Origin of the sequence: Microvirga sp. Mcv34, from assembly GCF_024519725.1 — a bacterium.
GTDB lineage: Bacteria > Pseudomonadota > Alphaproteobacteria > Rhizobiales > Beijerinckiaceae > Microvirga.
The window spans coordinates 1-26,932 of record NZ_JALJRK010000003.1; the positions used below are offsets into that span (position 1 = coordinate 1).

Sequence of the window (26,932 nt, forward strand, 5' to 3'; positions counted from 1 at the left end):
ACAAAGGATGCTCTGGTCACCAGGCTGCCGAAACGGACCGCGCAGGCCTTGTTCGGCCATCGGTGGGAGATCAGCGCTGACTTGGCTGAGCAGATCTCCGCCTATCGACGTTCCGCATCCGGCGGGCGGCGGATCGTTTTCTACACGGCGATATTCGGCGAATACGATACCCTGCTCCTCCCCGCGCGCATCGATCCCAGTGTCGATTATGTGTGCTTCACGGATCGGCCGCGAAACGACTACGGCGTCTGGCAGATGCGGGCCTCGCCGTATTATCACCCAGATCCGACGAGAATCGCCCGTTGGGTCAAGACGCATCCGCACGAGCTTTTCCGAGAGCAGGATGTGGCCGTCTGGCTCGACGCCAACATTATCCTGAAGGGCGACATCCGAAGCTACGTCGACCTCGTTGGAAGCAGCGACGCCCATCTCGGACTCATCACCCATCCGCATCGCGCCTGCTTCTACGACGAAGTGGAAGCCTGCAAGCGCTTGAACAAGGACTCCGCAAAGCTCATCAACCGCCAAGCCGAAGACTACCGAAAGGCCGGATTGCCCCTCAAGCAGCCGCTGTTCGAAACCGGCTTCATGGTCGTTCCTCTCCGAAAGCAGGAGAGCGCCGATGCGCTTCACCTGTGGTGGCAGCAGATCGAAAGGTACAGCCGACGGGATCAGCTTGGCTTGGCATGGGTGAGCTACCGCTGCCCGGGGCTCAATATCGTTTCCCTTCTGCCCCAAGGGGCCTCCGTAAGGGATCAAGACGATTTCACGTATTTCCGCCATAGCTTCGCGCGGACTCTCGTGGTCCCGGACGAACTCATGCGGTCGGGCGCTCTCGCCAACCCGCTGGCAGGCAACTCCTTCGCCGACGTGAAGAGGCAGCGGCTGACGCCCTTGGCCGACGTTCCTGTCGACATCATTGTGTGTGTCCACAACGCTCTTGAGGATGTTCGCCTCTGCCTGGAGGCGGCTTGGGCATGCCTCCTGCCTCAGCACCGGATCATCCTTGTCAATGATCGGTCCGATGAGGCGACGACCGCCTATCTTCGACAGTTCGCCACCGACAGAGACCGGATCGAACTCATCGAGAACAGCGACAATCTCGGTTATACGCGCTCGGCCAACCGGGGCCTCGCCGCCGGAACGGCCGCATTTCGCATTCTCCTGAACAGCGACACCATCGTCAGCCCGGATTGGGCCCTGAAGCTTCTCGATGCGGCCAATCGCAGCCCGAGAATCGGGGTTATCGGGCCGCTCTCCAATGCCGCCGGGGCCCAGTCTATCCCCCGGGTCAAGTCCAAGGGAAAGAACACGGCCATCAATCTGCTGCCGTCCGGCGTAACGCCCGCCGATCTCGACTTGGCCTGTGAGCGGTGGAGCGTCGCGGATCTGTTGCCGCGTGTGCCGCTGGTGCACGGCTTCTGCTTCGGCATCAAGAAAGAGGTCATCGACGCAGTCGGCTTCTTCGACGAAGAGAATTTCAAGCTCTTCTATGGGGAGGAGAACGATTACTGCTTCCGGGTGGGGGAGGCCGGCTTCGAGCTTGCCGTTGCGACCAACACGTTCGTCTTCCATCGCAAATCGAGGAGCATCGACGAGGAAAAGCGGGTGGTCCACATGGCGGAGGCCTGGAAGCGCCTGCGGGAGATATATGGTGCGGACCGAATCCTCGCAGCCTACCGGCAGGTGGAAGAGCATCCTCTGCTCGATCACATCCGCAAGGAGGCTGAGCGATACTTCCAGACATCTCCGGCCGGGAAGAGATAGTTTACGGATTCAATCTCGAGTTGTTTTCTTGAGGAGGCGTGGCGCAATGCCCCGCATTCCGGTCGGAGGCCGGAAGCCGTGGACGATGTTACCATTTTGGGTTAGTAGCCTGCCGGAGACGCGCCAAACGGGCGCCTGTGCCGTACGGCAAGGGGCCCATCCGTGAACGAAGAAGAGCAGGGGTCATGGCAAAGAGATATTTGGTTACCGGCGGTGCTGGCTTCATTGGCTCCGCCGTGGTCCGCAAGCTGATGTCCGACACGCCGCACGAGGTGCTCGTCGTCGACAAGCTCACTTATGCGGGCAATCTCGATTCTCTCGAGCCCGTCACCGGCAACGACCGCTACCGCTTCGTCCGCGCCGATATCGCCGATAACCAGCAGATGCAGACCGTGATCGGCGAGTACCAGCCGGACGTGATCATGCATCTTGCTGCAGAGAGTCACGTCGATCGTTCGATCGACGGTCCGGGGGAGTTCGTGCAGACCAATGTGGTGGGCACGTTCACGCTGCTTCAAGCCGCCTTGTCCTATTGGAACAAGCTCGATCCCGCCAGGCGCGACGCTTTCCGCTTCCATCATATCTCGACGGACGAGGTCTTCGGTTCCCTGGGCGAGGAGGGGTTCTTCCACGAGGAGTATCCCTACCAGCCGAACTCGCCATACTCGGCATCCAAGGCCGCGTCCGACCATTTCGTGCGCGCGTGGCACCACACCTACGGCCTGCCGACGCTGATCACCAACTGCTCGAACAATTATGGGCCGTATCACTTCCCCGAGAAGCTCATCCCGCTGATGATCCTGAATGCCCTCGAGGGCAAGCCATTGCCGGTTTATGGCAAGGGCGAGAACGTGCGGGACTGGCTCTATGTGGATGACCACGCTGAGGCTCTGATCCTCGTGGCCGAAAAGGGCAGAGTCGGAGAGAACTACAATATCGGAGGCTGGAACGAGCGCACGAACATCGACGTCGTGCGGTCCATCTGCCATCTCGTCGATGAGATGGCGCCGAGCGATGCGATCGGCCCCCGGGAGAAGCTGATCTCCTATGTCGCCGACCGGCCCGGCCACGATCTGCGGTATGCCATCGACGCGCGCAAGATCGAGCACGAACTGGGATGGCGCCCGGCGGAGACGTTCGAGACGGGCCTTAGAAAAACCGTTGCTTGGTATCTTGAGAATCGGCCCTGGTGGGAGCGCGTTCGCTCGGGAGGGTATCGCGGAGAGCGGCTCGGGATCACGATTTGATCGAACGGGCTTTGCCCTACGGGCCGATCTCCAAGCGAGACGTTATCGCATGAAGAGAGATGAAACGTGCTGAATGTCGAAACCACTGCAATCCCCGATGTGAAAATCGTCACGCCCGCACGGCTGGGCGATCATCGTGGATATTTTTCGGAGACCTATAATCGGCAGCGTTTCATCGGAGCGGGGATAGACACGGAGTTCGTGCAGGACAACCAGTCTCGTTCCGCGTCTGTCGGCACGGTGCGCGGTCTCCACTTCCAGAGTGCGCCGTTCGCTCAGGTCAAATTAATCCGCGTTGTAAAAGGCAGCATCTTCGATGTTGCGGTCGATATCCGCCGCTCATCCCCGACCTATGGTCAACACGTAGCCGTCGAGCTTTCGGCCGAGAACGGCCGTCAATTCCTCATCCCTGTTGGATTTGCGCACGGTTTTTGCACGCTTGAGCCAGATACAGAGATTCAATATAAAGTGTCGGCCTACTATTCAGCGGAGCATGACCATGGCTTGGCCTGGGATGATGCCTCGCTTGGGATCAAGTGGCCCGTTGATCCGGACAAGGCCATTTTGTCCGATAAGGATCGCCGACAGCCGACTCTCGCAGAACTGCCGGTTTATTTCCGTTGACGGAAGTGAACCGATGCTCATTCTCGCCTTGAGCACGAAGTTTCACAATACGGCGCAGGAGCAGGAGCGGTCAGAACTGGATCTTGTGCTGCTAAACCACGTAGTGTCTGTTGAGACACCAGATAAGGACGATGAGGTGCGGTCATGAAGGGCATCATCTTAGCTGGCGGGAGCGGCACCCGCTTACATCCGATGACCTATGTCACGTCGAAGCAACTGCTTCCGATCTACGATAAGCCGATGATTTACTACCCTCTGACCACGCTCATGCTGGCCGGAATCCGCGACATCCTGATCATTTCCACGCCGGAAGACCTGCCCCGGTTCCGGCAGCTCCTCGGAAGCGGAGAACAATGGGGGATTCGGCTGTCCTACGCAGAGCAGCCAAAGCCTGAGGGGCTGGCCCAGGCTTATATCATCGGCGCCGACTTCGTGGCGGGCGGACCGTCGGTCCTTATCCTCGGTGATAATGTTTACTATGGCCACGGCCTGACCGAGCTGCTGCGGTCGGCGGCCAGCCGGACCTCTGGAGCTTCGGTTTTCGCCTATCACGTGACCGATCCCGAGCGGTATGGCGTTGTCGAGTTCGATGGCAAAGGAAAAGCGATCTCAATTGAAGAAAAACCACGGCTCCCTCGCTCGAACTGGGCGGTCACTGGCCTGTATTTCTACGACCATCAAGTCGTCGACATTGCCGCGAACCTGAAACCCTCCGCAAGAGGGGAGCTCGAGATCACCGACGTCAATCGGGTTTACCTCGAGAAAGGGCAGTTGCAGGTCGAACTCATGGGCCGCGGTTACGCTTGGCTCGATACCGGGACACCGGACAGCTTGGTCGAGGCGGCCGAGTTCGTCCGCGCTCTCGAGAAGCGTCAAGGCTTCCGGATCGCTTGTCCCGAGGAGATCTCCTACAGCGCCGGTTGGATCGAGCGTGAGCAACTCATTGCTCTTGGCACGAAGCTCGCCAAAAGCACGTATGGGCAGTATCTCCTACGGATCGCCGAAGGGATGTAGGAGTTCGCAAGGGCTCGGCCGATGTGCGAAACGTCCTAGCAAAGTTGCCTAGAAAATCGCTGGTAATACCAAGGTGCAAAAATGACCTTGGAAGATACTCTTCTAAGAAGAGAAAGCCGCGTTTCCGGTGGACGAGGATAACTCACTTAGATTGAAGAGCCGCAACATTGCCCGTGATCAAGCGCCCGCCTAGGATCTGCTTTGTCTCTCATACAGCGCGGCACGACCGGCCGATCCTGGATCTATCGACGCGATATCGATGTTATCATCTCGCCGAGGCTCTTCAGGTGAAGGGACACCATTGCGCCGTGGTCTCACTCACCGATTTTCTTGAGAATCCATGCTTCGCGTATGATGTCTACGTTTTTCATAGACCGAGTGCTGATGTTTGCGGCTTTCAATCCTCTCTCGAAGACTTGCGCCGGCTCGGAAAGAGGCTGCTGGCTGATTATGATGACCTGATTTTTGGTACTGATGAGGAAGCGCTATCATATTCAACTTTCAGAAGTGGCCTGCGCTCTAAGAAGCAGGTCACTGCTATGTTCAGTGCAAATCTGCTGGCGTTGCTGGAGTTCGATTTATTCTCGACATCCACTGATCCCCTGAAACAGCAAGTCATGCGGTTTAAGCCCAGCGGTCGTTGTGAAACCATTCCAAATGCTGTGCCTGCTTCTATTATTTCCATCGCAGAAGAGAATGCGTTCTTTTTGGCGCCGCGCTCCTCCAATACAGTCGGCTACTTTGCTGGTACAAAGACCCATGACAAGGATCTTCCTGTGGCTGAGGAGGGGGTCCTAAGTTTCCTTGAAAACGATCGTACGGGACGATTTCTAGTGGTTGGGCCTGTGTCGCTTCCGGCCACTCTGACAGATCATCCGCGCGTGGTTCAGCACGGACTTGTCGATTACCTCTATCTTCCGAAACTGATGCAGCAGTGCTCGACCGTCGTTGCGCCGCTGGAACAGACAAGTTTCAACGATTGCAAGTCGCGAGTGAAGTTTCTGGAAGCCTCGTTAGCCGGGTGCCGACTCGTTGCCACCCCTATTCCTGATATAAGGGCAGTGGCCTCTCATTCGGCTGATCTGCCGCAAACCCGTGATGAGTGGGTGGCAGCCTTGGCGCGCCAGCACGTCGAGCCAGTTCGCGCTGCCTTGGCAGCCGAGAGATTCAGGTACTTGAAGGAGGAGTGCCACGCTGCGCGGTCTGCTGATGCCCTCCTATTATTGCTGGGAGAGTAGGCGAACATGCGCATTCTCCTCTATCTCGACCCGTATCCGATCCGCGGCTCTATGGTCACCCAACGGCAGGTCGCGTATAAATTTGCTCGCATGTTTGATGTTGCAGGCCAAGTGCCTGACAATTGTGACTATCGTTTGTACAGCAACTACGATGTCCTAGCGGCGACAATAGCAAAGTATCCAAGGGTCAAAGATATTTGCCTGATGCCTTTAGAGACGGAGCAGGCACTGTTCCAGCAAAATCTTTTCCCATGGCTTGAAAGAGGCATGCAGGAGTGGGTCGCCCTCGCGAAGGGCGAAGGATTGGCTGATCAATACTGCGAGATTCTTGCAGACATACACGCCCGTTTCCCCTTCGACTTGGTGGTTCACTGGGGGGCGAATGGCGCCGTTGCCCGCTTCTGTGACAAGAATGGTCTCAGACGAGTAGCTATGGAATGGGGATGCACCCATAAGCCGTACGTCAGCACCATTGTGTTCGATCCAAATGGTGTCCGTGGAAATGCCTCACCGTCGGTCGTGGACTTCGCCGATATCCATGAAACCGTTGGGGGTAAGGGTAGTTCAGCTGCACTGGATCTAATGACTTACGGCGAGCCTGGGGGGGCGAACCTCTATGAGGCACAGTTTCAGTATGAACCTACTTTCACCGAGCAGATTACTGGCATGGCTTCCGGAAGGCCGATTGCGTTCTTGCCGCTACCAGCGCACGATGATGCGAACCTCTTGTTGCACTCGGATTTCCTAAGCCCGACCGAAGTCATCGACCATCTGCTGCCACAACTTACGGAGGCCGGCTACTTCTGCTTTGTGAAGCCACATCCTGCGATGCTCGCACACCCTGGCGGTGGCGCTGAACTCTTCCGGGTACATCGATCCGTCTACAAGCACCCGAATGCATTTTGCATTGATCCTCAAGCATGGGGGGCGGAGAGCCGACGCTTTCTCGCCGTCTCAGATCTAGTTGTGACCGTCAACAGCTCTATGGGATTTGAGGCGATGCTTCATGATAAGCCGGTCTGTGTTCTAGGAAAGGCGATGTATAAGCCTGGCAACGTGTTTCCGACGCTCGACAACGTCAGATCGCGTGAGATCTTCGAGAAAGATTTCATGCTTGACTATAGAATTAAGATCTCCGTTTTGAGAAAGTTCTTTTTGGATGCCTACTTAGTGCCTGACACATATGCGTTTGAACTCACCGCGTTTACGGATCGGGTGCTTCATCTGTCAGGACTAAGGCATTCCGCAGCTCAGGCGGTGCAATCGATTTATAATCGGTTTGGCCCAGATGGACGACAGCAAAGGTTGGCACGAGTCTACAGCGTAGAACCAGAGCCCAGCTTCACTCCTACTAAGCGGGAACAGAACAGGGAGCTAGCCAATATTCAAGTTCGGGTCTCGGAACTCCTCAGTTCTACGTCGTGGCGAACAACGCTTCCTTTGCGACTTGCCGCTGCACTCCTGCGCGGTTCTCCTTATAAGGATCCATCTGAACCGAGGTCGATTGAAGAGGGGATCCGTACGATCGAGACCGTCATGTCGTCTGGCAGTTGGGCCGTTAGCTGGCCTCTGCGGTTGGCTAAGGGGTGGACCGCAGCAAGACGGCGGTCCAAAGACATAGCGGCGGACTCAAATGGGCCGACCTGAAGCACAAGAATGAGTCTGTGCTCCACCTATTAGTCAGCTTAACGGTTGGCCTGTACCCTTGAACCTGCTTACGATGGGAGTTCGCCGGCGCTCCTCTGGGTTCATGACGCTCGGCTCGTCCTCATGGATGAGGAGGGAATCCGTCACGAGATACATCGAGGCCTTCCGCTGATGGAGCCGTCGCGAAATCTGCATTCCGACACCGCTCGAGAGGTGGGGATCCTTGTCCCATCGACCCGGATCGACCGGATCGATCCGATACTCCAGCTCCTCCAGAAAACGGCGGTCAAACATCATCAGCATGTCGACCCACTGGGACTTGTAGACTTTGCCTTGAGGCGTCTCGACCAAGTGAGGCTGATAGTTGGTCCAGCACGGCTTCCCCTCGCGTTGATCCAGGAGAAGGTGAAGCGAAACTTTGTGGCGATCCTTGATCTCGTTCCATATCCCAATGGTCCGTTCGAAGAATTTCGGAACAAGCTGTACGTCGTCAGCAAGATAATAAAAGTAATCGCTGTTCGTGGATCGTAGTGTCGAGAGGGCTCGATGAACGAGCTTCCAATATTTCTTCTTGCCGTGATTGGTCGATCGTGAAATCGAAAGGCTCGCGATGTGCGCGTAGGAGGACCACTCGACTTGGGTTGGCTCGGAACTCCCGTCATCGTAGACATGAACACTGACCTCGAAGCCGGGGGCTTCTCTGTCGATTTGCGATAGCAGACGCCGCAGTTCGTTGGGCCGGTTGTAGGTCGGGACAATGACGTGCACACGGGGCCTTCCTGACAGTTCGGGGGCTTGGGTGCCGTCCGGCGTCGAGGTTGCGCGCATACGACCGCGGTCCTTCTGGTCCGAGAAGGCTTGGGCAAAGGACTTGAACCTTTGGTATCCACGACGAAGAAGAGAAGAGCGCATATTCGTGTCCTCTGGAAGCATCAGGGCTGTTGCGGGATGCGCCCGCGGTCTGAGTTTCTGCTGCTGTTCATTCTCTACACACCGACTTATGCCTTCAGGGTCCGTGGTCCCATCCTATAGCAGGCTTCTCGACCGGAGGTGGCGATTGAGCGTTTTCCCTGGGCTCCCGGCTGAAGCGAAACTGCCTGGAGCCGGTCCGCTCGCGTACCAGGCGAGCATCGGCTTCGGCGCTGTTAAAGACGCCAGTCGCCATGTTGTTTCAGGATCTCGGTATGCTCATCGTCGTTTTCCCGGAACTCCTCCCAGAGGCTTTGGTCATCCTGTCCTTTCACGAGAATAGGGGTTAGCCATTTTTCCGGTCGCGTGACGGCAATCATGTCCACATTGTTGACCTTTGCGGCGATCGCCACTCCGATATCGGCCATGCCTTTAGGGAGGGAGCCTGGCTCGAAAGCGATGGTTGACGAGTGGAAGGCCATCGTCCCAGTCCCGATGAGGTTCACTTTCGCGTCGACATCGAGCGCGCGCTGAAACCGGAACGTCGTCCTGTTCGGACTGAAGAACCGTTGGAGCGGGTGCTCGAAAATGACCCCATGAACGCCGACGATTGCTTTTCTGTCGTAGTCCTCGATCTTGCGTACAAGAGTATCGCAGTAGTCGTCGGGATATTCGATGTCGTCGTCGACAGTGAAGAAGTAGCCTGTTGGTACATCCGACATATGGTAGAACTTACCGATATCGCGAAGATCTTCCAGATGCGAGGCGGGTAGAGCCGTGATGCGCTCATTCAGCAGAAAATCGGGAATTTTCTCATAATCATTCATATAGATGAACAGATGATCGACCTGCGGGAGCAGGGACTGGACAGCCCGCGCCAAATGTTTCTGACGTTTCGGAAACGTGGCCATAAAAGCGACGACGGGCTCCGCCAGGAACCTCTTTCCTTCAACCAGGATGTCCTCATGAGGGGAGAATGACCGGTTGGTCACCGGAAACGGCACATAAGGCTGTGAACGGGCGTCCGAAACAGCCTTGTGCCAAGCTTGATAGGATCTGATATAGTGTGCCGTCTTTTCGGCTGAGATCTCCAGGGCGGAATGGCCCGCGCCCGGAATGGCGCTGCATACAGGGTCCGTCACGGCCTGAAGCGATCCCGCTCCGTAAGCGAGCTGGATCCGGTCGCGCATCTCTGCTTCTGCCAGCGCTGTGACGGTGTCGAAATAGCCGATCTCGTCGAACACATGCCTCTTGAGCATCAGCGCCGCCGGAGCAGGGGCGCTCACCAAGTCCGACCTGGATGTCGCGGGGCGGGGGGCCTCCAGTGCGGGTTCGCCATAGGAGACCGTGGCGACAACGCCCCTTTTGCGAAGCGCCTTCAAATGGACCTCAAGGAAAGTCGGGTGGCATCGTAGCCCGTCGGAAAGAAGCATTATGACCTCTCCGCGAGCCTCTGAGATGGCCGTATTCCATCCCCAATAAACGCCTCGGCTGCGGTTCAGCCGGATCAACCGGACCCTGGGATCCGCGGCCACCAGCTCATCGATGAGCGCGCACGTGCTGTCGCGGCTCGCATCATCGGCGACCAGCAGTTCCAACCCTGAATATGTCTGCTGCAGAACCGACTGTAGAACATCTCGTATATATGAGGCTGAATCACAGGTCGTCAGGATGATGGTGATCAGAGGCTCCGACGGGATTTGCGACCGCCCAACTGCCAGGGTTCGCGGGCGCTCCATACGGAGCTTACGGTCGACCCTCACGGGCCAGGGGAGATCTTCTGCCGGGGGCAGGGAAGCTTCCGCATAGGAAGGCTGTAGCGGTTGAGCGGCCTCGACGGACTTGGCCGGTCCGCGTAGTCCGCGTTCGTGCCAGCGCTGAGAAAGCGACCGGTAGTCGCGCCGGAGACGGCGGTTGAGCGAGCGTGCAAGGTCTTGAATGTGCTTCAATGTCCGAAAGACCGGTCCAGAGAGAAGGCTGTCCTCGCGTTGCTTCGCATCCTTGATAGCCGTCTCGGCTCTGTCGAGACGAGCGCTCTGCGCGAGAAGCGCCTTCTCAAGCTGAGCGATTTTCTGCGTCAAATCTTGGACTTGAGCAGCATCTCGTTCGCCTTCCAACCGCTTGTTATCCGTCATAGGATGCGCACTCATTCGTTTGTCTTGGCGACCGGAAGCGTCCACCAGAGTGCGAAGCTTTACGGGCCGCCTCCGCGGAAAGGCGCTTGCAACGTCTGATGAGGATATATTCTTTGCAAGCCAGTCCCCAAAGATTGTCAGGTTCTAAGAGATTGACCATCGTCCGGCCAGATACCGTAAGCGGCGAAGAAGAGCAATCAAGGGAGAGCCGTGAAGCTTGGCATTGCGGAAAGGCGCCTGCGGAGGGGCATCTCCGAGAGTATCCGGCAGTGAACCGCCCGATGCGATATGGCGGCGCCGCCTTCGCCGGGATGCCGCCTGGTTTTCTCGGAAGGCGGGCAGCGCCTCTCCTGATTCCCGCACTCCGCTTGTCTCGCGAAGAGGGTTGAAGTACCGCTTCACGCGCAGGCTGGCGAAGCACAATTCCATTGATGCGTGAGAGCGTATAAGACCTTGGCAGCCTGAAGGTGGATCCCTGGCGTTGCGGTCAAAGTCCGCACCACCGCCCCGCTGAACATTGCAGCGGGCCATGAAATCAAACAGTGGTCGAGATTACCCATGAATCCTTGCTTGACAGTTGGCGTTACCACCCATAATGAGCGTGATAACATAACTGTTCTGCTTGATCGCCTCCTTAGGCTTCCGAAGGGTCGCATTCTTATCCTTCTGTATGACGACAGGAGTGATGACGGTACGGCAGCGCTGATCGCGAAGCACCCGCTTTTCGGCCAAGAGAATTTCCAAGCTCACCTCGCCGATGTGAATTTCGGTTCACCTTCCATTGGGCGAAGGTACATCGCCGAGCATGCGACAACTCCGTATCTCACCTTCGTTGATGGCGATGACTTGATCGACCCGGATGCGCTCGCCGCCGCCGCGGAGCGTCTGAGGCCCGGGTTTGATATTGTGATGACCCCGTTCGTCCTCAGAAACAAAATAAACTTCGTGAAGGAGTTCGATAACGATCGGCCGATCTCCAACAGCACGATCAGTCGTCTTCTCTCGGGCATTGCCGGCAAGATTTACAATCGCGAAGCCGTATTCCTGCATGCGAAAGATGAAATCAAGGGGCGAAGCGAAGACGTTCGCCTCAACATGCGCATATTGCTGGCTGGATTTGATCGTGTCCGTATAGAAAAAATCAAGCCTTTCTACTTCATCGAAACGTCAAGAAAATCAACATACTCGAAAAATATATTGCCGAAGGAGTTATCGGCGCGCGTCTCGAACTATAAAGTGCTCAAGGATAGGTATGGACTCGACGACATTTACCTTAAGACGCTGCACAGAAATCTTCTTGAGGTGGTCCAGAGGGATCCCACACTGACGGAGTCTGAGCGGAAGATGCAGCGCAGGACCATCCACGCTGCAATGACCTTCCAGTTCAGGCATGTTATTCATGTGATGCGGGATCTCTCCGGCCTCGGCACCAGGATGCGCGCCACGCCGGCTATGATCCAAGCCGCTGACCATAGGGAGATCCGGCATACCTGGATGGCTTTGCAGGGAAGCGAGACCCATCCTGCCGTCAAAAACGCGCAGCGCCCGTCCGACGAGCAGGCGAGCTGCTCGTTCCTCGACCAATGTCACTTTGCAGAAGCAGTCGTGATCGTCCACGATGACAGCATCAAGCACTTTCCCATATCGATCCAGAGCCGGCTGTCGCGGCTGCCTGTCGTTCAGATGAGATGGCTGCCATTGATGTCCGCCCGCCCTAAAGCCCCCGCTCACGATGCCCCCGCATGGGAGACGATGGAATCGTGCACGGCCTCTCGGATCGTATGCGCCAACGGCCCGGATGTTGCGCTCTATAAACAGTGCGGCATCAATGAATCGGGAACGATCAAACGCCCTGTGCAGGTACGCTCTTCCAACAGCTATGATGTTCGGGAGAACAAGCGGTTTTCGTACGTAATGTCGTCGGATGGTCGCCCGGAAGAGGTCAACTTCCTTGTGGAACTTGCCAGGGTGATGAAGGATCGGGAGCTTGCGCCGCTGCATATCTTTGCTGTGAACCCCGAACAAGCGCCCGTTCTGGAGGAGTTGGCCGCGAGGCTGATGCATGTTGGTGCGCTTGAGGCCGCAATTGTCGAGGGCGGGCTTGCGAGCAGGAGCGCAATCCACGATCAAGCTCGGATCGTCATCCTGCCGCCGTGGGGCAACGATGCCGGGGATTCGATCTTGGAATCCTTCTCCTTCGGCGTGCCCGTCATTGCCCCCGGCTATGTCCCAGGAGCAGCCGAGATCATTCGAGATGGAGAGGACGGCTTCATCCTCGATGAGTTCTCCCCGCAGGACGTCGCCGCACGCCTCGCGCACGTATCGTTAGAGAACTATGCGGCGCTTTCGGCGAATTGCTTTGCCCGTCACAAGGAATTCTCGGTCGAGCAGTATCTCACCTCGATCGAAACGATCGCCTCCGACGTGGCCCGAGACTTTCCCGGTGAGAATTCTCTCCCGATCGTCGACAGCCTGCATGTTTGGGATGCTCTCGAGACGCACGGCGCTTTCCCTCTCCCGGCGATCAGATCCTATGCTCGCAGAAGAGTATTCAGGCTTAGAGGAAAGGCCGTTCGGGTCCTTGTCTTGCTCCGCGTGGCTGAGCCGCTGCGCTGGATCAAGAAGAGGATGACATCGGCTCGCGGATAGTCGCAGAGACTCATTCTTCATCCGTCGCCTTGAGCGCTGGACGCCATCGATGGCGCAGCACCGTCCTTCGAGAGCCACTCTTATCGACTTGGCATCATCCCGCTTCTCCCCAATCTTCCGACGCCGGTCTTGACGCCCTTTGCCGAAAAACGGCTCTGGGGACGCCGTGGCATCAGATCATGCGACGATTCCACTCCTGAATCTTGCGCATGATCGTCGCGGCACGGGCATCGAACGAATGATGTGCTGCTATGTAGGCTGCGATATCCGCACGACGCGCCAAGTCCACCGTTTCGGGGTGCCTTATGAGAGAGGCCAGTTCCTCCCCGTTCCTGAACACTTGGTATGACCCCTTTGGAAGCAGGTCGGACAGACCTTCGACAGGATCAACGGCCAAAGCTCCGCCCGACGCGAGGACGTCGAAGACCCGGTTCGAGACGTATCCCAGACGTCGCATGTCCTCCCAGTGGTCGCACAATACCAGCCGGCTCGATGCGTAGAACTCGCCCAGGACGGAGTTCGGCACCTTTCGGCCTTTGAGGCGATTGTCGGTGATGAATGGCTCCCAACCGCTCCCATAAATATGGATGTTCAAGCTATGCTCAACGGCCCAGCGCACCGAGTCCCGGAAGGTGCCGCGGGAGTTTCCGACGAAAACGACCCGATCCTTGGGATGGTTCACAAATGCCGGATCGAACTTGAAGCGGGTTATGTCGGTGCATTGAGGCATATGCTCCACCGACACCTTACATTGCTTTCGCAGGATCTCCGAATGTACGGATGACGCGACATAGATTTGATCGTATCTATTCAGCTCCTGCGTCGACACAGCTTCGGGGTGGCTGATCAGCCAGAGAATATTCTTCTGGTGTGGCTTCGGTTTCAGGCCCTTCAGGCCTCGCAGCATGATCACGATGTCGTCGATCTCGGATAAGGCGCATTCCCAGTCCTCGCGCATGTCCACCCGAACCACGCACCCGATGCGGCGGAGAGCGCCTGCGAGGCTTTGTGCGAAGTGGTAATCGCCCCAATCCGTCCCGCCGATCAACGGAGCCGGACATTTGATCGCCACGCGTGGTGAGACAGAAGAGGGCGTGAGAAGCTCCACGACCTTCTGGGCGCGGTGTTTATAGGTGTGCCGTTCTTCCACTGCCTGGCGGAGTTCCGCGACGCGCTGGTTCCGCTCCTCGTCGTGGCTGAGCCAATAGTTGAGTGTTTCGGTCAGTGATTGGCGATCCCGGTAGGTCGGCACTCGGTCGCCGAAGAGCTCACGGACGCTTTCCGCGCGATTCGTAATGACGAGGCAGCCTGCACTCAGCGCATCGAACAGCCTTTTCCCGCATGAATCCAATCCGCTCTCGAAACCTCGCGCATCGTCGATGACGATTTTCGTCGATGCGTACACATCCGGATATTTCCTGTCGTCCAAGGGCGACCGGCTGATCGGGGCGAGAGGGGTACGCTCCCAATTCGCGCCAAAGACAAGCCCTTGCCCATGGATCGATGGTGGATCAAGATTGAACTGGATGGTCCGCGGCGCTCCGGAATTGCTGCCGATGAAGCAGTAGTCACAAGTGAATTCCGCGTCTCCTCGGCCGTTCGAAGAGAGTTTCGTGTTGGTGGCCATCGTGAGAACGATGACTTCACGCCCAGTCTTCTTCCGAAGATATTCCGCCGCGTGCCCGGACCCCGTCCAAACATGGTCGTAGATGTCGATGCGCGGAGATTCAGCCCAAGGTTGATCCCAATGCTGGACCCAGCTTACAGTCGTCACATAGGGACTAATGGCATTGACCTTGGCAAGATCGAACCCGCTTGCCATGACAATCAGGATGTCGATGCCTCCCACGCTGTACCAATCACGCTTCCCTAGAAAACGGAGGTGAACCGGTGCCAGCGTTTGAAGTGCACGTCCGAGTTCGAGCGCCGCCAGAAAGTCATCGCTGTTTGACGTATCGCCGACGATGAAACCTATGGTTGGGCGGGCGCCGAGCCAATAGCCCGGTCGGGTCAACACATCATGACGGATGTTGCCGCGAAGCCACTGTGCCCATTGCCGGTTGAAGTGCTGATTGTTGTTGCGGCGCCGCAAGGCGGCACTGTCATCTTTGCTTCGACTGTAGCCGTGCCGATGAACGATCTCCAGTCCTTGATCGCAGAGCACTTCCTTCTTCAACTGGCTTTTGACCTTGAAGCTGAGGTCCACATCCTCGAGTCCGTAGGAATAGGCTTCATCGAAGCCTCCGACTGCGTCGAAGTCGCTCCGGCGCATCGCGATGAATGCGGCCGTGACCGCCGGGCGTGATTGCCGGGCGTTCGGAAGAACAGGTGTTTCTCTCGTCAGCCGCGACTCGTAGGGCCGCAGAAATCCATTCTCGATCCCAGGCTTCATGAAAACGCCGAGGTGTTGCACAGGAGCGCGAGCGTCCCAGCCTGGCGCATCGACATGATCGAGGAGCTTGGCGCCGACGATGCCAACGCGATCGTCTTCGAGGGTGTCGAGTATGCGCTCGTAGATCGAGTCTCGAAGGATCAAGTCGTTGTTGGCGAATACCAGCACGTCGCCGGTTGCCTTCTGGGCGCCGAAATTGTTGGACTCGCTAAAACTGAAATTCCCGTGCCGATCGAAGAAATGAATGATCGCTCCGCTGCTCTTAGCTTTGGCGCAGACGTCGGCCGAGGTGTCGGTCGACTGGTGGTCAACTACGATCCACTCGAACCGCCCGAGATCGCCTGTCTTCCGGGCCGATTCCAGAAGGCCCTCCAGAACGTCTGCACCATTGCGGTTCAGGACGATGACCGAAATCTTCTGACCGCGTGGAATCCGGGAACACGCCTCGAAGAGATGGGCTTCAGGGTCGCGCCTCGACCCAAGATGATGGCCCGGCAGATGGATCTCGCGAATGTTCTGAGCAATCGATGGTCGTCCCATCGAAGGTTCCACTTTTGCCTTGATGCTACCGCCGGCAAGGACATTCGGCGCAAGGGGAAATTCGAATCCGACGAAGCCATTGCCGCCTTCGACCTTTTGAACGTCTTCACGCAAGCTTATGGCTTTCGTGCGAGCGTAAGGCTCGTCGTCGACGGTTAGAATGACTTCCACCGGGGCGCTCCGGGGATTGCTTCTGTTCAAAGCCCAGCCGCTGATCCTGCTCGGCTTCGCCGTTTCGACCTGGCCAGCGATCAGATCAGTCGTGCCGACCTCCTCCTCCATGCTGGAGGATGTCGTTTCATCGCGCCGGGTGGATCGTCCGCTGCCCCAGTTTATGAGCAGATCCTCGAAGACGACGCCATCATTCACCGCCCGGATCTGGAAATCCTCGCCGACCAGGCTTTCGGGGATGTCATGCGAGATGGTGAAATACAGAGCGGAGTCAGGAAGTCCCCATGCGATGTCTCCAGACGGCATGGACGCGAAGAAGGTTTCGAGAGGGACGAGAGCACCTTTGGTCTCAATAGCAAGCTCCATGGGCAGGCCTGGATATTGCTCATGGATCACCCATCCTGAAATCGAGAGTGTGAAATCACGCACCTCCGCCGTCAGCAGGCCCAACCGCACCTGAGTGGGCTTGCTTGGGCGGATTTCGGTGGCCTCCCACTCGTCTGCCGGATGCGCTCCTTGGACACGGTCCTTCGCAGGCCGTAACGGCGGCATGCTGTCCTTGGAGGGGCGGCGGGTTTCCGTCCGCTGCACCGAGGTTTCAGCATTCATGCGGGCCCGCAGAAGCGCGATGCGCGCCGGCATCCGATGGGGTGTCAGGAGCCACCAGGCGGCTTTCGCACTGCGACTAACGAACATGCGAAGAGACTTGGGAACGCGTCCGATTAGGCTGCTAAGCTGCTGGAGCGCCTTTTCCTGAGCGGCGATCTCGGCCTCGTATCGATGCCTTTGCTCCGCCAGGTCGCAGCGCAAACGGCGTTGCTCCGCGACAGCGTCGACGAGACGGCTCTTGGACTCCCCGAGCTCGAGTTGTTTCCTTAGGGCGCCGCCCAATTGGGCATAGCTCGCACGAATGATGTCGATGTCGCCGTCACGCGCAGCAAATAAGGCTTGCAATGGAGCCGGCGCGTCCGATCCAGCCGCCAGCACACCCAATCCACGGCCGTGAACAAACGCAAACGACGGAAATTGCGGTCTCAGTTCGGACCAGAAGCGCCAGACACCGGAATTGTCGTCACGGGCATTGATATTGTGGAGCAGCACCACTCCGCGCGCGGAAAGCTTGGGTTGCCAGTTCTGAAACTTGGCTTTTATTTGCTCATAGCTGTGACAGCCGTCGATATGAAGCAGATCGATGCTGCCGTCGACAATGTGCGGGAGGGGAGTGTCGGACGTGACATCCAACACATGCGAGAAGTTCGCATAGCTCTCCTGATTGAGCGTCATTAAGCGAGCGAACGCGTCTTCGCGGGGCAGGCCCGAACCTTGGTCGCTCTTTCGAGCCCCGACAGCATAACAGGTCGCGGCGTAACCAAGGTCGCGCACGGCCTGGCAAAAAGTCAGATAGGAAAATCCATCCTGGGAGTTCAGTTCAACCAATACGCTTGGCCGGAGGGCGTCAATCAGCCATAGCGCGAACGGGGCGTGTTCCAGCCAGGCAGACTCGATGAGGTGCGAGACTGACCAAAAGGACGCAGGGGATATGCATTGTGTCCACTGTTCGGAGGCAATTGCACGCCGAGGTTCAGTTCCAAAAAGGAAAGTTCCGTTCGGGGAGGATTCGATCATGACTAATGCCAGTGGCTGTGAGGCCTAAATCTCGGCCCACTAAAGATTAGAAGATCAATAAGTTTAACCGACCAGGACCGCAATACCTTAACCCTAAGATACCATCCGCCGGAGCCTCCCGCCCAAGTACAGCGTTGGAAGTTCTGTTGTTTGTTAGGATGCAGGGGCAGCCGGGGGCGCTGACCACCTCGATACGTTCAGCCCGGAGCAAATGAGAGGGCCTGACCACCTTTGTCACACCAGCCCCGATTCTGATAACGCGTTCGGGAGATCGTGGATCTGCTCCAGGCTCTCCTCGATCAATCTCCTGACAAGACCATGTACGTGGCGTGGGGCAATGCCAGCACGCATGAGGAGGTAAAGGTGGCGCTGCGAGGCGCGGCGGACCGTCCCATGCTGCATTATCTGCCGACTACACTCGGCGCCCTGGAGAACCTGATCGCTGCCACCGGACTACTTTCGAACCTTGCAATCGCAGTCCCGGTAGAGTGCGCGCCGTCGTGACGCGCATCCTACATGAGTTCTGACGCTTTACTGAGAGACCTACTGTGAGGTTGTCGTTGCCCCTTTGTCATAGCTGCTCATGTGAGGCGACAGAAGCCTATTGCTTTCTCTATTGACCAATCTCACCCACCAGCGCTCAAACAATACCAATGGAAGCGCGAAGATCATGGACGCTGCGACAGTCACGGCGGCGGCAATGATGTTGGGGTACGGAGGCCTAATCATAGAATTCGTTAGTACGAGTGTAAGGCTGCCAATTGAGCACAACACTAGAACATGAATCAGATACAGCGGGAATGACAACTGACCAAGTAACAGGGCCCAGCGTTTTGATAAGAATTGCCGCAGCGCGAAAGATGACTCAACGGCAACGATCAACAGAACAGCACCGAACATGTAAACATAGTTTAGCCAGAGACTTGGCATGTTTGGCAGGATTATGTTCAGAGGGAGAAAAGCACCGACCCCCCGACCTGTATAGCCCCAAAGATAAATCGCTAGGATAATCATGCCAACAGCACCCCAAGTCGGCATGTTCAAGCGCTTCTCCGGCATAAGTGCCGCCAGCAACACCCCGACAGGGAACGCCACATAGTACGGTGACGCGAAATGGCAGAGAATAGCGACTACGCCCAATAAGGCAGCGGCGACCGCAGGGCGGGGTCGACGGATAGGTGATAGAAGGAGCGCCAGACCGAAAGCGATGAACTCATATCGCATCGTCCAGAGGCTTGTGTCGTAGTAAGCGTCCCCTCGAAAAAAAGTGAAATAGCTGACCTGAGTGAAGGCATCCCACATACTTGGAGTGAACGCGGTCATAGTCCCGGTTGCAAAAGTAGCGAGCCAAGGAGAACCGGTTATTCGACCCGCTTCTTGGTAGTGATAGAGTCCGAGTGCAAAAAGGATGGATGATGTGAGAGTGGCGACCGTCACGGTGCCGGCCAAGCGCGGCCAGCGCTTTACAGCGCCTCGAAGGATTGTTAAAGGGTTCTGTGAGAGGAAAAATCCTCTCGTCAGAACGTATCCCGATAATACGAAAAAGAATACGACGGCCGGAGTGCCATAGATAAGCCCAAACCACATCTTTCCCACTGCGGCTTTATCTGGGTCAAACCCATCAAATATCCCTGATTTACTCGGAAAAAACCCCAGCATCGTATGCCATAGTAGGACTATGATTGCGGCAAGGCCGCGCAGCGCCTCAAGGGGTGCATTTCGTTGTGCATGGGGCATGGGAAGTTCCAGATCGTGAAGTGATCCGTTACAGAACCTCACCCTCGAGGACAAGCCTCCCCATGGGCGCACCGAGGTGAGTGCCGACGATCGCAATGGATCGGGGGGCACCGGCTCGGGTCCTTCATGTCTCGCATCAGTGAAGCCGGGTTCATTGGATACGCAATGCCACAGCACAACTAGCTCATAAGCAGCGCCCAGACGTGGCCGTGATGCTCAGGATGATTTTTACCAGTACACGGCCAAGCGGCCCGGGAGCATCGGTCCCACTGGCTGACGTCCTGCGCGAGTGGTGCCCCTGGCTGATCAAGCCAATGCATCGCCCTGTGGAGTTGTTGGTGTACTTGGAAAGTGCAGCGGGAGGCGTGCCAATTCCTCTTGTAGGCGCGACGAGCAATGATGTCGGCTCAGCCGTGTCCGCGTTTGGAAGGCCCGGGCATGAACGAATCGAGACATTCACAGGCGGTGCTCTGACGAACAGGATATAACTCCACCAAGGAATATACTCGGCAACAACCTACAGGTTTCGTTATCATCCATTGCACGGAGCCCTGAGATAATATTGCCGTCACGTTAACTGTCGTGTAATCGAATCCGACAACTCAAGGGCGGCAGATGCAACGAGACCGGCTTGATTTTCTCGATAACCTTCGTGGGATGGCGGCTCTGTACGTGCTTCTCTTCCACGTTTATCGTGTGCTCACGCCGAATTTGGCGCCCCCTCCTGCCATGTCTCCCTTCATTGGGTTTGGTTATTCAGGGGTGTGGCTGTTCTTCGCAATCAGTGCATTCTCTTTGAGCCTGACGATGCCACGCCACATCGCAACAGGCATGCCTTTGACGAGCTTCGCAGCCAGCCGCTTCTTCCGGATCGCGCCCCTATTCTATGTGTTAATCATCTACTCGACTCTCCATTACTGCCTGACGTCAGGGAAGCCGCCTGAGTGGGGGCTCATCGCAGGATCTATTTCATTCCTCTTTAATCTTTTTCCAAGCTGGAGCCGAAGTGCCGTTTCAGGAGGATGGGCCATAGGCACGGAGGTTATGTTTTACGCTATGTTTCCGCTTTTGTACTTCTTCGCCAAAGGGATAAAGACGCGTCTCTTTATTATGTTTGCGGGAATTGTTCTGTACTACATCTTTGCGAACTATTTCTCGCCGCTGATCTCAAATGTACGTCTGTGGGAACGGTTTGAGACCCGCTCGATAGTCCGCTTTTTTCCCTCCTTCATGATGGGGTTGATCGCGTTCGACGTCTATGCAGTGCTCAAGGGAAGCCAACAGGCGAAAACTTTCGGCTCCGGAGCTCTGATCGCAGGCATGCTGCTGTTCGCGTGGCAGGTCTCAGGCGGGCAGGGGTGGGGAATACTTCACCAAGTCCACGTTGACTCGATCGCCTATGCATTGATCCTGCTAGGGGCTGGGTTGTGCCAGCCTCGAGTTCTGGCGTCCCGTATATTATCGTATTACGGACGGGTCAGTTATTCCGTCTATCTCTGGCATATCCCTATGATCGTCCTAATCGGGCCCTTCCTGCAGAGCGTATATGCTATCGAAGCTCCTCAATGGCTCCGGTTCGCTGCCGTGTCGGCCATTGTGCTTGGCTTGGTTACCGTCGTCGCTCAAATCAGCTATCGCGTGATCGAACGTCCCGTTGAGGAATATGGCAAGCGTCTGATCAAACAACTCTCGGAAGCACGTCGTCTAGCCGCATTTAGACATGGGGCTGAGTAGGCTCTCCGTGACCCCGATCCACTAGGCGGCCATGCGATTGACAACGGTTCTCGGGACGAATGAGAAATCGTCCAGTTAGTCAGGTTCTTCGTCATCGTAGTAGGCCGGCTACATACAGGCAGTGCATTCGCGGCTGACGAAGGCGACTGCGACTCCGCGATCAGGCAAACCATCTCCGAGGATAGGGCGGATTATTCGGCTCGACTCACGTGGGTCGTACAAACACTCCATTGCGGCATGTTCATTTCTCAGATGCATCGGAAGTTGGCTTCGAAACGGCCACCTGCAGGCCCTCGCGTGGGATGCATAAACATCTTCAGATCTCACATCATAGCCAATGACACTGGCTAAATCCAAACGGGACATTTATATGTTATATAATTTATGAACGCCCGCCGTTGCACGAGAAACCTGCTTGGAAGCTCATACCCATCGCATCTTCCCCGTCATCCTCTGCGGTGGTTCGGGGACGCGGCTCTGGCCTGCCTCGCGGGAGAGCAGGCCAAAGCCGTTCATCGATCTTCTCGGGTCTCATTCGACGTTTCAGATGACCGCACAACGGGTCGCGGCATCCGATATTTTCTCGCGTCCGGCCGTCATCATGAGCGGCGCGGCCCGGTTCATCGCCGCGGAGCAACTGGCGCAGATCGGGGTTGAGGCGGACATCGTCCTGGAGCCCGTCCAGCGTGATTCCGCGGCCGCCGTCGCGGTCGCCGCCTGCTATGCGGCGCGGCGTGATCCCGAGGCGCTCGTCCTCATCGTCGCCTCGGATCATGTCATCGACGATGTCGGGTCTTTCGTGGCGTCATGCGAAGCCGCTATGGAGCCGGCGCGGCAGGGGCACATCATGACCCTCGGCGTGGTGCCGCAGCGCGCGACCACGAGCTATGGCTATATTCGCCCTGGGGAACCCATCGCGGGGACCGCGGCCTTCACGGTCGGACGCTTCGTCGAGAAGCCCAACCAGGCGAATGCGGAGCGGTATGTCGGGCAAGGATTCCTCTGGAACAGCGGAAACCTCATCTTCCGAGCCGATGTGATGCTGGAGGAGTTGGAACGCCTCGCGCCGACCATCCTTGCCGCCGCGCGGCAGGCACTCGAGCAGGCCGCCATCGACCTGGATTTCATCCGCCTCCACGAGGAAGCCTTCAAGCGGGCGCTCCGAATCTCCATCGATCGCGCGGTCATGGAGCGAACGAAGCGGGCAGGGGTCCTGCCGGTGACCTTTTCCTGGTCGGATATCGGGACCTGGGATGCTCTCTGGGATGTCGCGCCCCGGGATGCGGACGGAAACTGCATCCGGGGCGATGTGGAGGTGGTCGGGTCCCGCAACAGCCTCGTTCACAGCGACGACATCCTCACGGCTGTCGTGGGGTTGGAGGATGTCGTGGTCGTCGCCAAGCCCGATGCCGTGCTGGTGGCCTCGCGCAGGAGCTCGGAGCTCGTGAAGGGGCTCGTGGCCACGCTGCGCGCCCGTCGCCGGTCCGAGGCCAGTGATCACATCCGTGTCTACCGTCCGTGGGGATGGTATCAGAGGATCGACCGCGGCTCCCGCTTCCAGGTCAAACGCATCATGGTCAAACCAGGTGGCCGCCTCTCGCTGCAGAAGCACCATCATCGCGCGGAGCATTGGGTCGTCGTGCATGGCGTTGCGGAAGTGACAGTCGGGGACAGCGTCTCGCTCGTGCATGAGAACCAGGCGATCTACATCCCGATCGGGGCCACGCACCGCCTTGCCAATCCCGGTCATATTCCCCTCGATATGATCGAGGTCCAGGTCGGCAGCTATACCGGCGAGGACGACATCATCCGGATCGAGGACGATTACGGACGCTGACAGGCTTCGCGGTCGCGATCTTTTCCCGCCCTCATGTGTTGTGCCTCCTGTGAAGCCAGCGGGAGGGAAGTGCCGGGATGGGGTCGAACGGTGATATTGTGGATTGCCTGATCGTGGGCGGGGGGCCTGCGGGGCTGACGACGGCGCTGTATCTGGCGCGGTTCAAGCGCCGGTTCCTCGTGGTGGACAGCGGCACACCCCGGGCGGCCTGGATTCCCACAAGCCATAACATCCCGGTCTTCGCGGAAGGCATCTCCGGCAAGGATATCCTGGCCCGGGCCCGCGCCAATCTCGCGCAATACGGAGACGCGATCCGGGCTGGACGGGTCACGGGGTTGAGCAAGCAGCCTGATCGCTTCATCGCGGTCGTCGAGGACAATGACGGGGGCATGAGCCAGATCGCGGCCCGGCGCGTGGTGCTGGCCACGGGCTCGGTCGATATCGAGCCGGACCTGCCCGACGTACCGAACGCCGTCCAGCGCGGCCTCGTCCGCTACTGCCCGATCTGTGATGGCTACGAGTCCCGGGACCGGAAGATCGCCGTCATCGCCTATGGGGCCCATGGGATCGGGGAGGCGGTCTTCATCGCCCGCACCTATTCCCGCGACGTGACCCTTCTCACCCTGGGGCAGCCGCTGGAGCTGAACCCGGAGCAGCGGGCCCGGCTCGATGAGCATCAGGTCAAGATCGTGGAAACCCCCGTCGAGTCCCTTGACATGGAGAAAGACCGGATCTCCGCCGTGCATATGGGCGGCAAAGAGCATCGCTTCGACGTGCTCTATTCGGCGCTCGGGCTGAAATACCGATCGGATCTCGCCATTTCGCTCGGCGCCGAGCACGACAAGTCGGGCGCGCTCATGGTCGACAGCCATTGCCAGACGACCGTGAAGGGCCTCTACGCCGCCGGCGACATCGTCCGCGGCCTCGACCAGATCGTGGTCGGCATGGGTCATGCGGCGCTCGCCGCGACCCACATCCACAACCATTGCGAATTGCCCACCGAGGACGAGCCGGGTGGGGCGTGATGCTGTCCCTCAGGCCAGCGCCTTCGCGAGAAGCGGCAGACTAATATCCATGCGGTAATCGACCGACGAATGGTCGTCGTGGAATTCCTCGTAGGTGTGGCGAATGCCGGCGGCTTCGAGCTTTCGGTGCATGATCCGCGAGCCGTAGACCATGTTGTATTGGTCGATGTCGCCGCAATCGATGTAGAAGGTCTTCAGCTTGCGCAGGTTCTCCTGGCATTCGGGCTGGTCGACCATGCGGAGCGGGTCCCAGCGCAGCCAGTTGGACCAGCGCTCCTCGATGATCTCGCAGGTCTGCAGATCCACCGGCAGGCGCACGCCGTAAAACTGGCTCGGATCGGGATCGAAGCTCGCCGCCTGGGCGAGCACCATCAAGGTATGCCAGTCCTTGTCCTTCGCCTTGGGGCCAGCCTCGAACTTGCGCAGGAAAGTCTCGATGGACATGTCGTGGCCGGCGAGGTGACGCAGCGCCCCGGCGAACTCGCCGAGGTGGTAAAGGTATTCGAAGCCTACATCGCCGGAATGAGAGGCCGCCGCCGACCAGACCGAGCCGCCGTGCCGCAGGGCATGGACCATGGCGCCGTAACCGCCCGAACTCTTGCCGAACACGCCCCGGTGTCCGTTCCCACCGCAGCCGAAGCGCTCCTCGACGAAGGGCAGCATCTCCTGGATGAGGAAGGTTTCCCAGGGGCCCATGGCCGCGCTGTCCACATATTGATTGCCGCCAAGGCGCGTGAAGCAATCGGGAAAGGCCACGACGACCGGTGGCATGGCGCCCGTGCCGATCAGGCGGTCGAGGCGTTCGGGGACGTTTTCGCCGTAGTTCTTCCAGTTGGTATGGGCGGGGCCGCCCGCCGTGTAGCCGACGAGATCGACGAGGAGAGGCAGGTCCCGGCCGTCATGGCCCGCGGGCACGTAGACGTCGATCCGGCGGCGGGACGGATCCCTGAGGAGGTTGTTCCGGAGGCTTGCGCTGTCGAGCCAGAGGCTGTGCACCGTGCCTGCCGGCACATCATGATCTTTCCGCATCGTCATCCTCATTCGTCGCCAAAGGGAATGATGTGGCGGCCAAACGGGCACTTGTCCAGAATCCGGGCCCTCGCGGCGGTTAATAAGTCCTTACCCCACCTAGCCATTCCGGTAACCCTGGGTCTACGGTGCCCCGATAACTCGTATGACCTTGGGGGATGATCCATGACCGATAGTTTCCTGCCACGATGGAGCCTGAAAACGGAAGGCGTCATCATGCCGGATGAGCGCCTTCCGACCGGCCAGATGGTCGTCGTGGGCCTGCAGCACGTCGTCGCCATGTTCGGCTCGACGGTGCTCGCGCCGATCCTGATGGGTTTCGACCCCAACGTGTCGATCCTGTTCTCCGGTCTGGCGACGCTCATCTTCTTCTTCGTCGTCGGCGGCCGGGTGCCGAGCTATCTCGGGTCGAGCTTCGCCTTCATCGGCCCGGTCCTCGTCGCCACCGGGGCGAGCGTGGGAAGTCCCAACCCGAATATCCCGCTGGCGCTCGGCGGCATCATCGCGGCCGGCGCGCTCTACTTCCTGATCGGCGTCGTCGTGCAGATGGCAGGCCATCGTTGGATCGAGCGGCTGATGCCGCCGGTGGTCACGGGCGCCATCGTGGCCGCTATCGGCCTCGTGCTCGCTCCCATCGCGATCAACAGCGCCTCGGGCGTAACGCCCGACAACGCGGCCGGTAGCGATTTCGCCCGCTGGATCGCGCTCGCCACCGTCGTGGCGGTGGGCTTCGTCGCCGTTTACGCTCCGGGGACACTGCGTCGCCTGCCGGTGCTGATCGGCGGCGCCGCCGGCTACCTACTCTACTACATCTGCGCCAACATCCTGGGCCTCGGGCAGCCGATCGATTTCACCCGAATCGGCCAGGCCGCCTGGTTCGGCCTGCCTACCTTCCAGAGCCCCGTCTTCGACGTCCGGGCCATCAGCCTCATCGCCCCCGTGGCGGTCATCCTCGTGGCGGAGAACCTCGGGCACATCAAGGCCATCGGGGCCATGACGGGCCGCAACCTCGATCCCTATCTCGGACGCGCCTTCATGGGCGATGGCCTGTCCACCATGCTCTCCGGCGCCGCCGGCGGCACGGGCATGACGACCTATGCCGAGAACATGGGTGTGATGGCCGTGACCCGCATCTACTCGACGTTGGTCTTCATCATCGCTGCCGGGTTCGCGCTGCTCCTCGGGCTGTCGCCCAAGTTCGGCGCCTTCATCGGGACGATTCCGGGCCCCGTGCTCGGCGGCCTGTCCATCGTGGTGTTCGGCCTCATCGCGGCCACCGCGGGCCGGATCTGGGTCGAGAACAGGGTCGACTTCTCGAATCCGCGCAATCTCATCACCGTGGCGGTCGCCCTGGTCCTGGGCGCGGGCAACTTCAAGCTGAACCTCGGCGGCTTCACCCTGGACGGCATCGGCACGGCGACCTTCGGCGCCATCATTCTCTATCACATCCTGCGCATGACGCCCGGACCTGTCGAGCGCCCGCAAGCGGCCGAATAGAACGAGCCTTATCAGGAACACGCTTCCGAAGCCCGCGTTGAGCCTCAACGCGGGCTTCGTCTTGCATGGTCTGTTTCATTCGGCCGCACGAGGTCACGCATTCTTTTCCCTCTC

17 protein-coding genes are annotated in these 26,932 nt (G+C 58.4%); 12 read left to right on the forward strand and 5 right to left on the reverse strand.

The genetic code is table 11. The features are described from left to right. From OC446_RS02380 to OC446_RS02405, 6 genes are all read left to right on the forward strand, one after another. Positions 1-1,767, forward strand: a 1,767-nt coding sequence (locus OC446_RS02380; RefSeq protein ID WP_262027446.1) for a glycosyltransferase, incomplete at its 5' end; no start/stop codon positions are given. Positions 1,768-1,952: 185 nt separating this feature from the next. Beyond that, positions 1,953-3,014: a dTDP-glucose 4,6-dehydratase gene (gene rfbB / locus OC446_RS02385; protein ID WP_262027447.1), complete on the forward strand. Its 1,062-nt coding sequence runs from the start codon at positions 1,953-1,955 to the stop codon at positions 3,012-3,014. A 66-nt stretch (positions 3,015-3,080) separates the two neighbouring features. After that, on the forward strand, positions 3,081-3,638 hold the full coding sequence (gene rfbC, locus OC446_RS02390) for a dTDP-4-dehydrorhamnose 3,5-epimerase (protein ID WP_262027448.1): 558 nt from the start codon (positions 3,081-3,083) through the stop codon (positions 3,636-3,638). A gap of 144 nt (positions 3,639-3,782) precedes the next feature. Further along, entirely contained in the window at positions 3,783-4,652 is an 870-nt protein-coding gene (rfbA, locus tag OC446_RS02395) for a glucose-1-phosphate thymidylyltransferase RfbA (RefSeq protein WP_262027449.1), read from the forward strand. A 308-nt stretch (positions 4,653-4,960) separates the two neighbouring features. Continuing rightward, entirely contained in the window at positions 4,961-5,890 is a 930-nt protein-coding gene (locus tag OC446_RS02400; protein ID WP_262027450.1) for a glycosyltransferase, read from the forward strand. Positions 5,891-5,896: 6 nt separating this feature from the next. Further along, positions 5,897-7,537, forward strand: a complete 1,641-nt coding sequence (locus tag OC446_RS02405; RefSeq protein WP_262027451.1) for a hypothetical protein — start codon at positions 5,897-5,899, stop codon at positions 7,535-7,537. Between the two features lie 33 nt (positions 7,538-7,570). On the opposite strand, the gene OC446_RS02410 is transcribed toward OC446_RS02405, so the two are convergent. Beyond that, positions 7,571-8,365 (reverse strand): glycosyltransferase, encoded by a 795-nt coding sequence (locus OC446_RS02410; RefSeq protein ID WP_262027452.1) that lies wholly within the window; start codon positions 8,363-8,365, stop codon positions 7,571-7,573. Between the two features lie 317 nt (positions 8,366-8,682). Further along, positions 8,683-10,581 carry a glycosyltransferase family 2 protein gene (locus OC446_RS02415; protein WP_262027453.1) on the reverse strand — a complete coding sequence of 633 codons (1,899 nt, stop codon included), beginning with the start codon at positions 10,579-10,581 and terminating at the stop codon, positions 8,683-8,685. 570 nt (positions 10,582-11,151) lie between these two features. On the opposite strand from OC446_RS02415, the gene OC446_RS02420 reads away from it, so the two are divergent. Then, entirely contained in the window at positions 11,152-13,230 is a 2,079-nt protein-coding gene (locus OC446_RS02420) for a glycosyltransferase (protein WP_262027454.1), read from the forward strand. A gap of 172 nt (positions 13,231-13,402) precedes the next feature. Here OC446_RS02420 and OC446_RS02425 read toward each other — a convergent pair whose 3' ends face one another. Further along, the gene (locus OC446_RS02425; RefSeq protein WP_262027455.1) at positions 13,403-17,959 is read right to left on the reverse strand and encodes a glycosyltransferase; all 4,557 of its coding nucleotides are present in this window, start codon (positions 17,957-17,959) and stop codon (positions 13,403-13,405) included. Positions 17,960-18,232: 273 nt separating this feature from the next. On the opposite strand from OC446_RS02425, the gene OC446_RS02430 reads away from it, so the two are divergent. Then, positions 18,233-18,463, forward strand: a complete 231-nt coding sequence (locus tag OC446_RS02430) for a transposase (RefSeq protein ID WP_262027456.1) — start codon at positions 18,233-18,235, stop codon at positions 18,461-18,463. A 39-nt stretch (positions 18,464-18,502) separates the two neighbouring features. Here OC446_RS02430 and OC446_RS02435 read toward each other — a convergent pair whose 3' ends face one another. Continuing rightward, a complete protein-coding gene (locus tag OC446_RS02435; RefSeq protein ID WP_262027457.1) occupies positions 18,503-19,696 on the reverse strand; it encodes an acyltransferase family protein in 1,194 nt (397 codons plus the stop codon). A gap of 615 nt (positions 19,697-20,311) precedes the next feature. Between OC446_RS02435 and OC446_RS02440 the strand changes: the two genes are divergently transcribed. The 3 genes from OC446_RS02440 (at position 20,312) to OC446_RS02450 (ending at position 24,292) form a co-directional block, all read left to right on the forward strand. Next, entirely contained in the window at positions 20,312-21,430 is a 1,119-nt protein-coding gene (locus tag OC446_RS02440) for an acyltransferase family protein (RefSeq protein ID WP_262027458.1), read from the forward strand. 415 nt (positions 21,431-21,845) lie between these two features. After that, positions 21,846-23,267: a mannose-1-phosphate guanylyltransferase/mannose-6-phosphate isomerase gene (locus tag OC446_RS02445; RefSeq protein ID WP_262027459.1), complete on the forward strand. Its 1,422-nt coding sequence runs from the start codon at positions 21,846-21,848 to the stop codon at positions 23,265-23,267. A 77-nt stretch (positions 23,268-23,344) separates the two neighbouring features. Continuing rightward, positions 23,345-24,292, forward strand: a complete 948-nt coding sequence (locus tag OC446_RS02450; protein WP_262027460.1) for an NAD(P)/FAD-dependent oxidoreductase — start codon at positions 23,345-23,347, stop codon at positions 24,290-24,292. A 9-nt stretch (positions 24,293-24,301) separates the two neighbouring features. Here the strand turns inward: OC446_RS02450 and OC446_RS02455 are convergent, their stop codons facing one another. Further along, on the reverse strand, positions 24,302-25,321 hold the full coding sequence (locus OC446_RS02455; RefSeq protein ID WP_262027461.1) for an alpha/beta hydrolase: 1,020 nt from the start codon (positions 25,319-25,321) through the stop codon (positions 24,302-24,304). 165 nt (positions 25,322-25,486) lie between these two features. On the opposite strand from OC446_RS02455, the gene OC446_RS02460 reads away from it, so the two are divergent. Continuing rightward, positions 25,487-26,818 carry a solute carrier family 23 protein gene (locus OC446_RS02460; protein ID WP_262027462.1) on the forward strand — a complete coding sequence of 444 codons (1,332 nt, stop codon included), beginning with the start codon at positions 25,487-25,489 and terminating at the stop codon, positions 26,816-26,818. The last annotated feature ends 114 nt before the right edge of the window (positions 26,819-26,932 follow it).

Coding starts and splice junctions, on each gene's coding strand:
- rfbB (WP_262027447.1), top strand. CDS start 1,953: ATGGCAAAGAGATATTTGGTTACCGGCGGTGCTGGCTTCATTGGCTCC.
- OC446_RS02425 (WP_262027455.1), bottom strand. CDS start 17,959: ATGATCGAATCCTCCCCGAACGGAACTTTCCTTTTTGGAACTGAACCT.
- OC446_RS02440 (WP_262027458.1), top strand. CDS start 20,312: ATGCAACGAGACCGGCTTGATTTTCTCGATAACCTTCGTGGGATGGCG.
- OC446_RS02460 (WP_262027462.1), top strand. CDS start 25,487: ATGACCGATAGTTTCCTGCCACGATGGAGCCTGAAAACGGAAGGCGTC.
- OC446_RS02455 (WP_262027461.1), bottom strand. CDS start 25,321: ATGCGGAAAGATCATGATGTGCCGGCAGGCACGGTGCACAGCCTCTGG.
- OC446_RS02405 (WP_262027451.1), top strand. CDS start 5,897: ATGCGCATTCTCCTCTATCTCGACCCGTATCCGATCCGCGGCTCTATG.
- OC446_RS02450 (WP_262027460.1), top strand. CDS start 23,345: ATGGGGTCGAACGGTGATATTGTGGATTGCCTGATCGTGGGCGGGGGG.
- OC446_RS02415 (WP_262027453.1), bottom strand. CDS start 10,581: ATGACGGATAACAAGCGGTTGGAAGGCGAACGAGATGCTGCTCAAGTC.
- OC446_RS02410 (WP_262027452.1), bottom strand. CDS start 8,365: ATGCGCGCAACCTCGACGCCGGACGGCACCCAAGCCCCCGAACTGTCA.
- rfbA (WP_262027449.1), top strand. CDS start 3,783: ATGAAGGGCATCATCTTAGCTGGCGGGAGCGGCACCCGCTTACATCCG.
- OC446_RS02435 (WP_262027457.1), bottom strand. CDS start 19,696: ATGCCCCATGCACAACGAAATGCACCCCTTGAGGCGCTGCGCGGCCTT.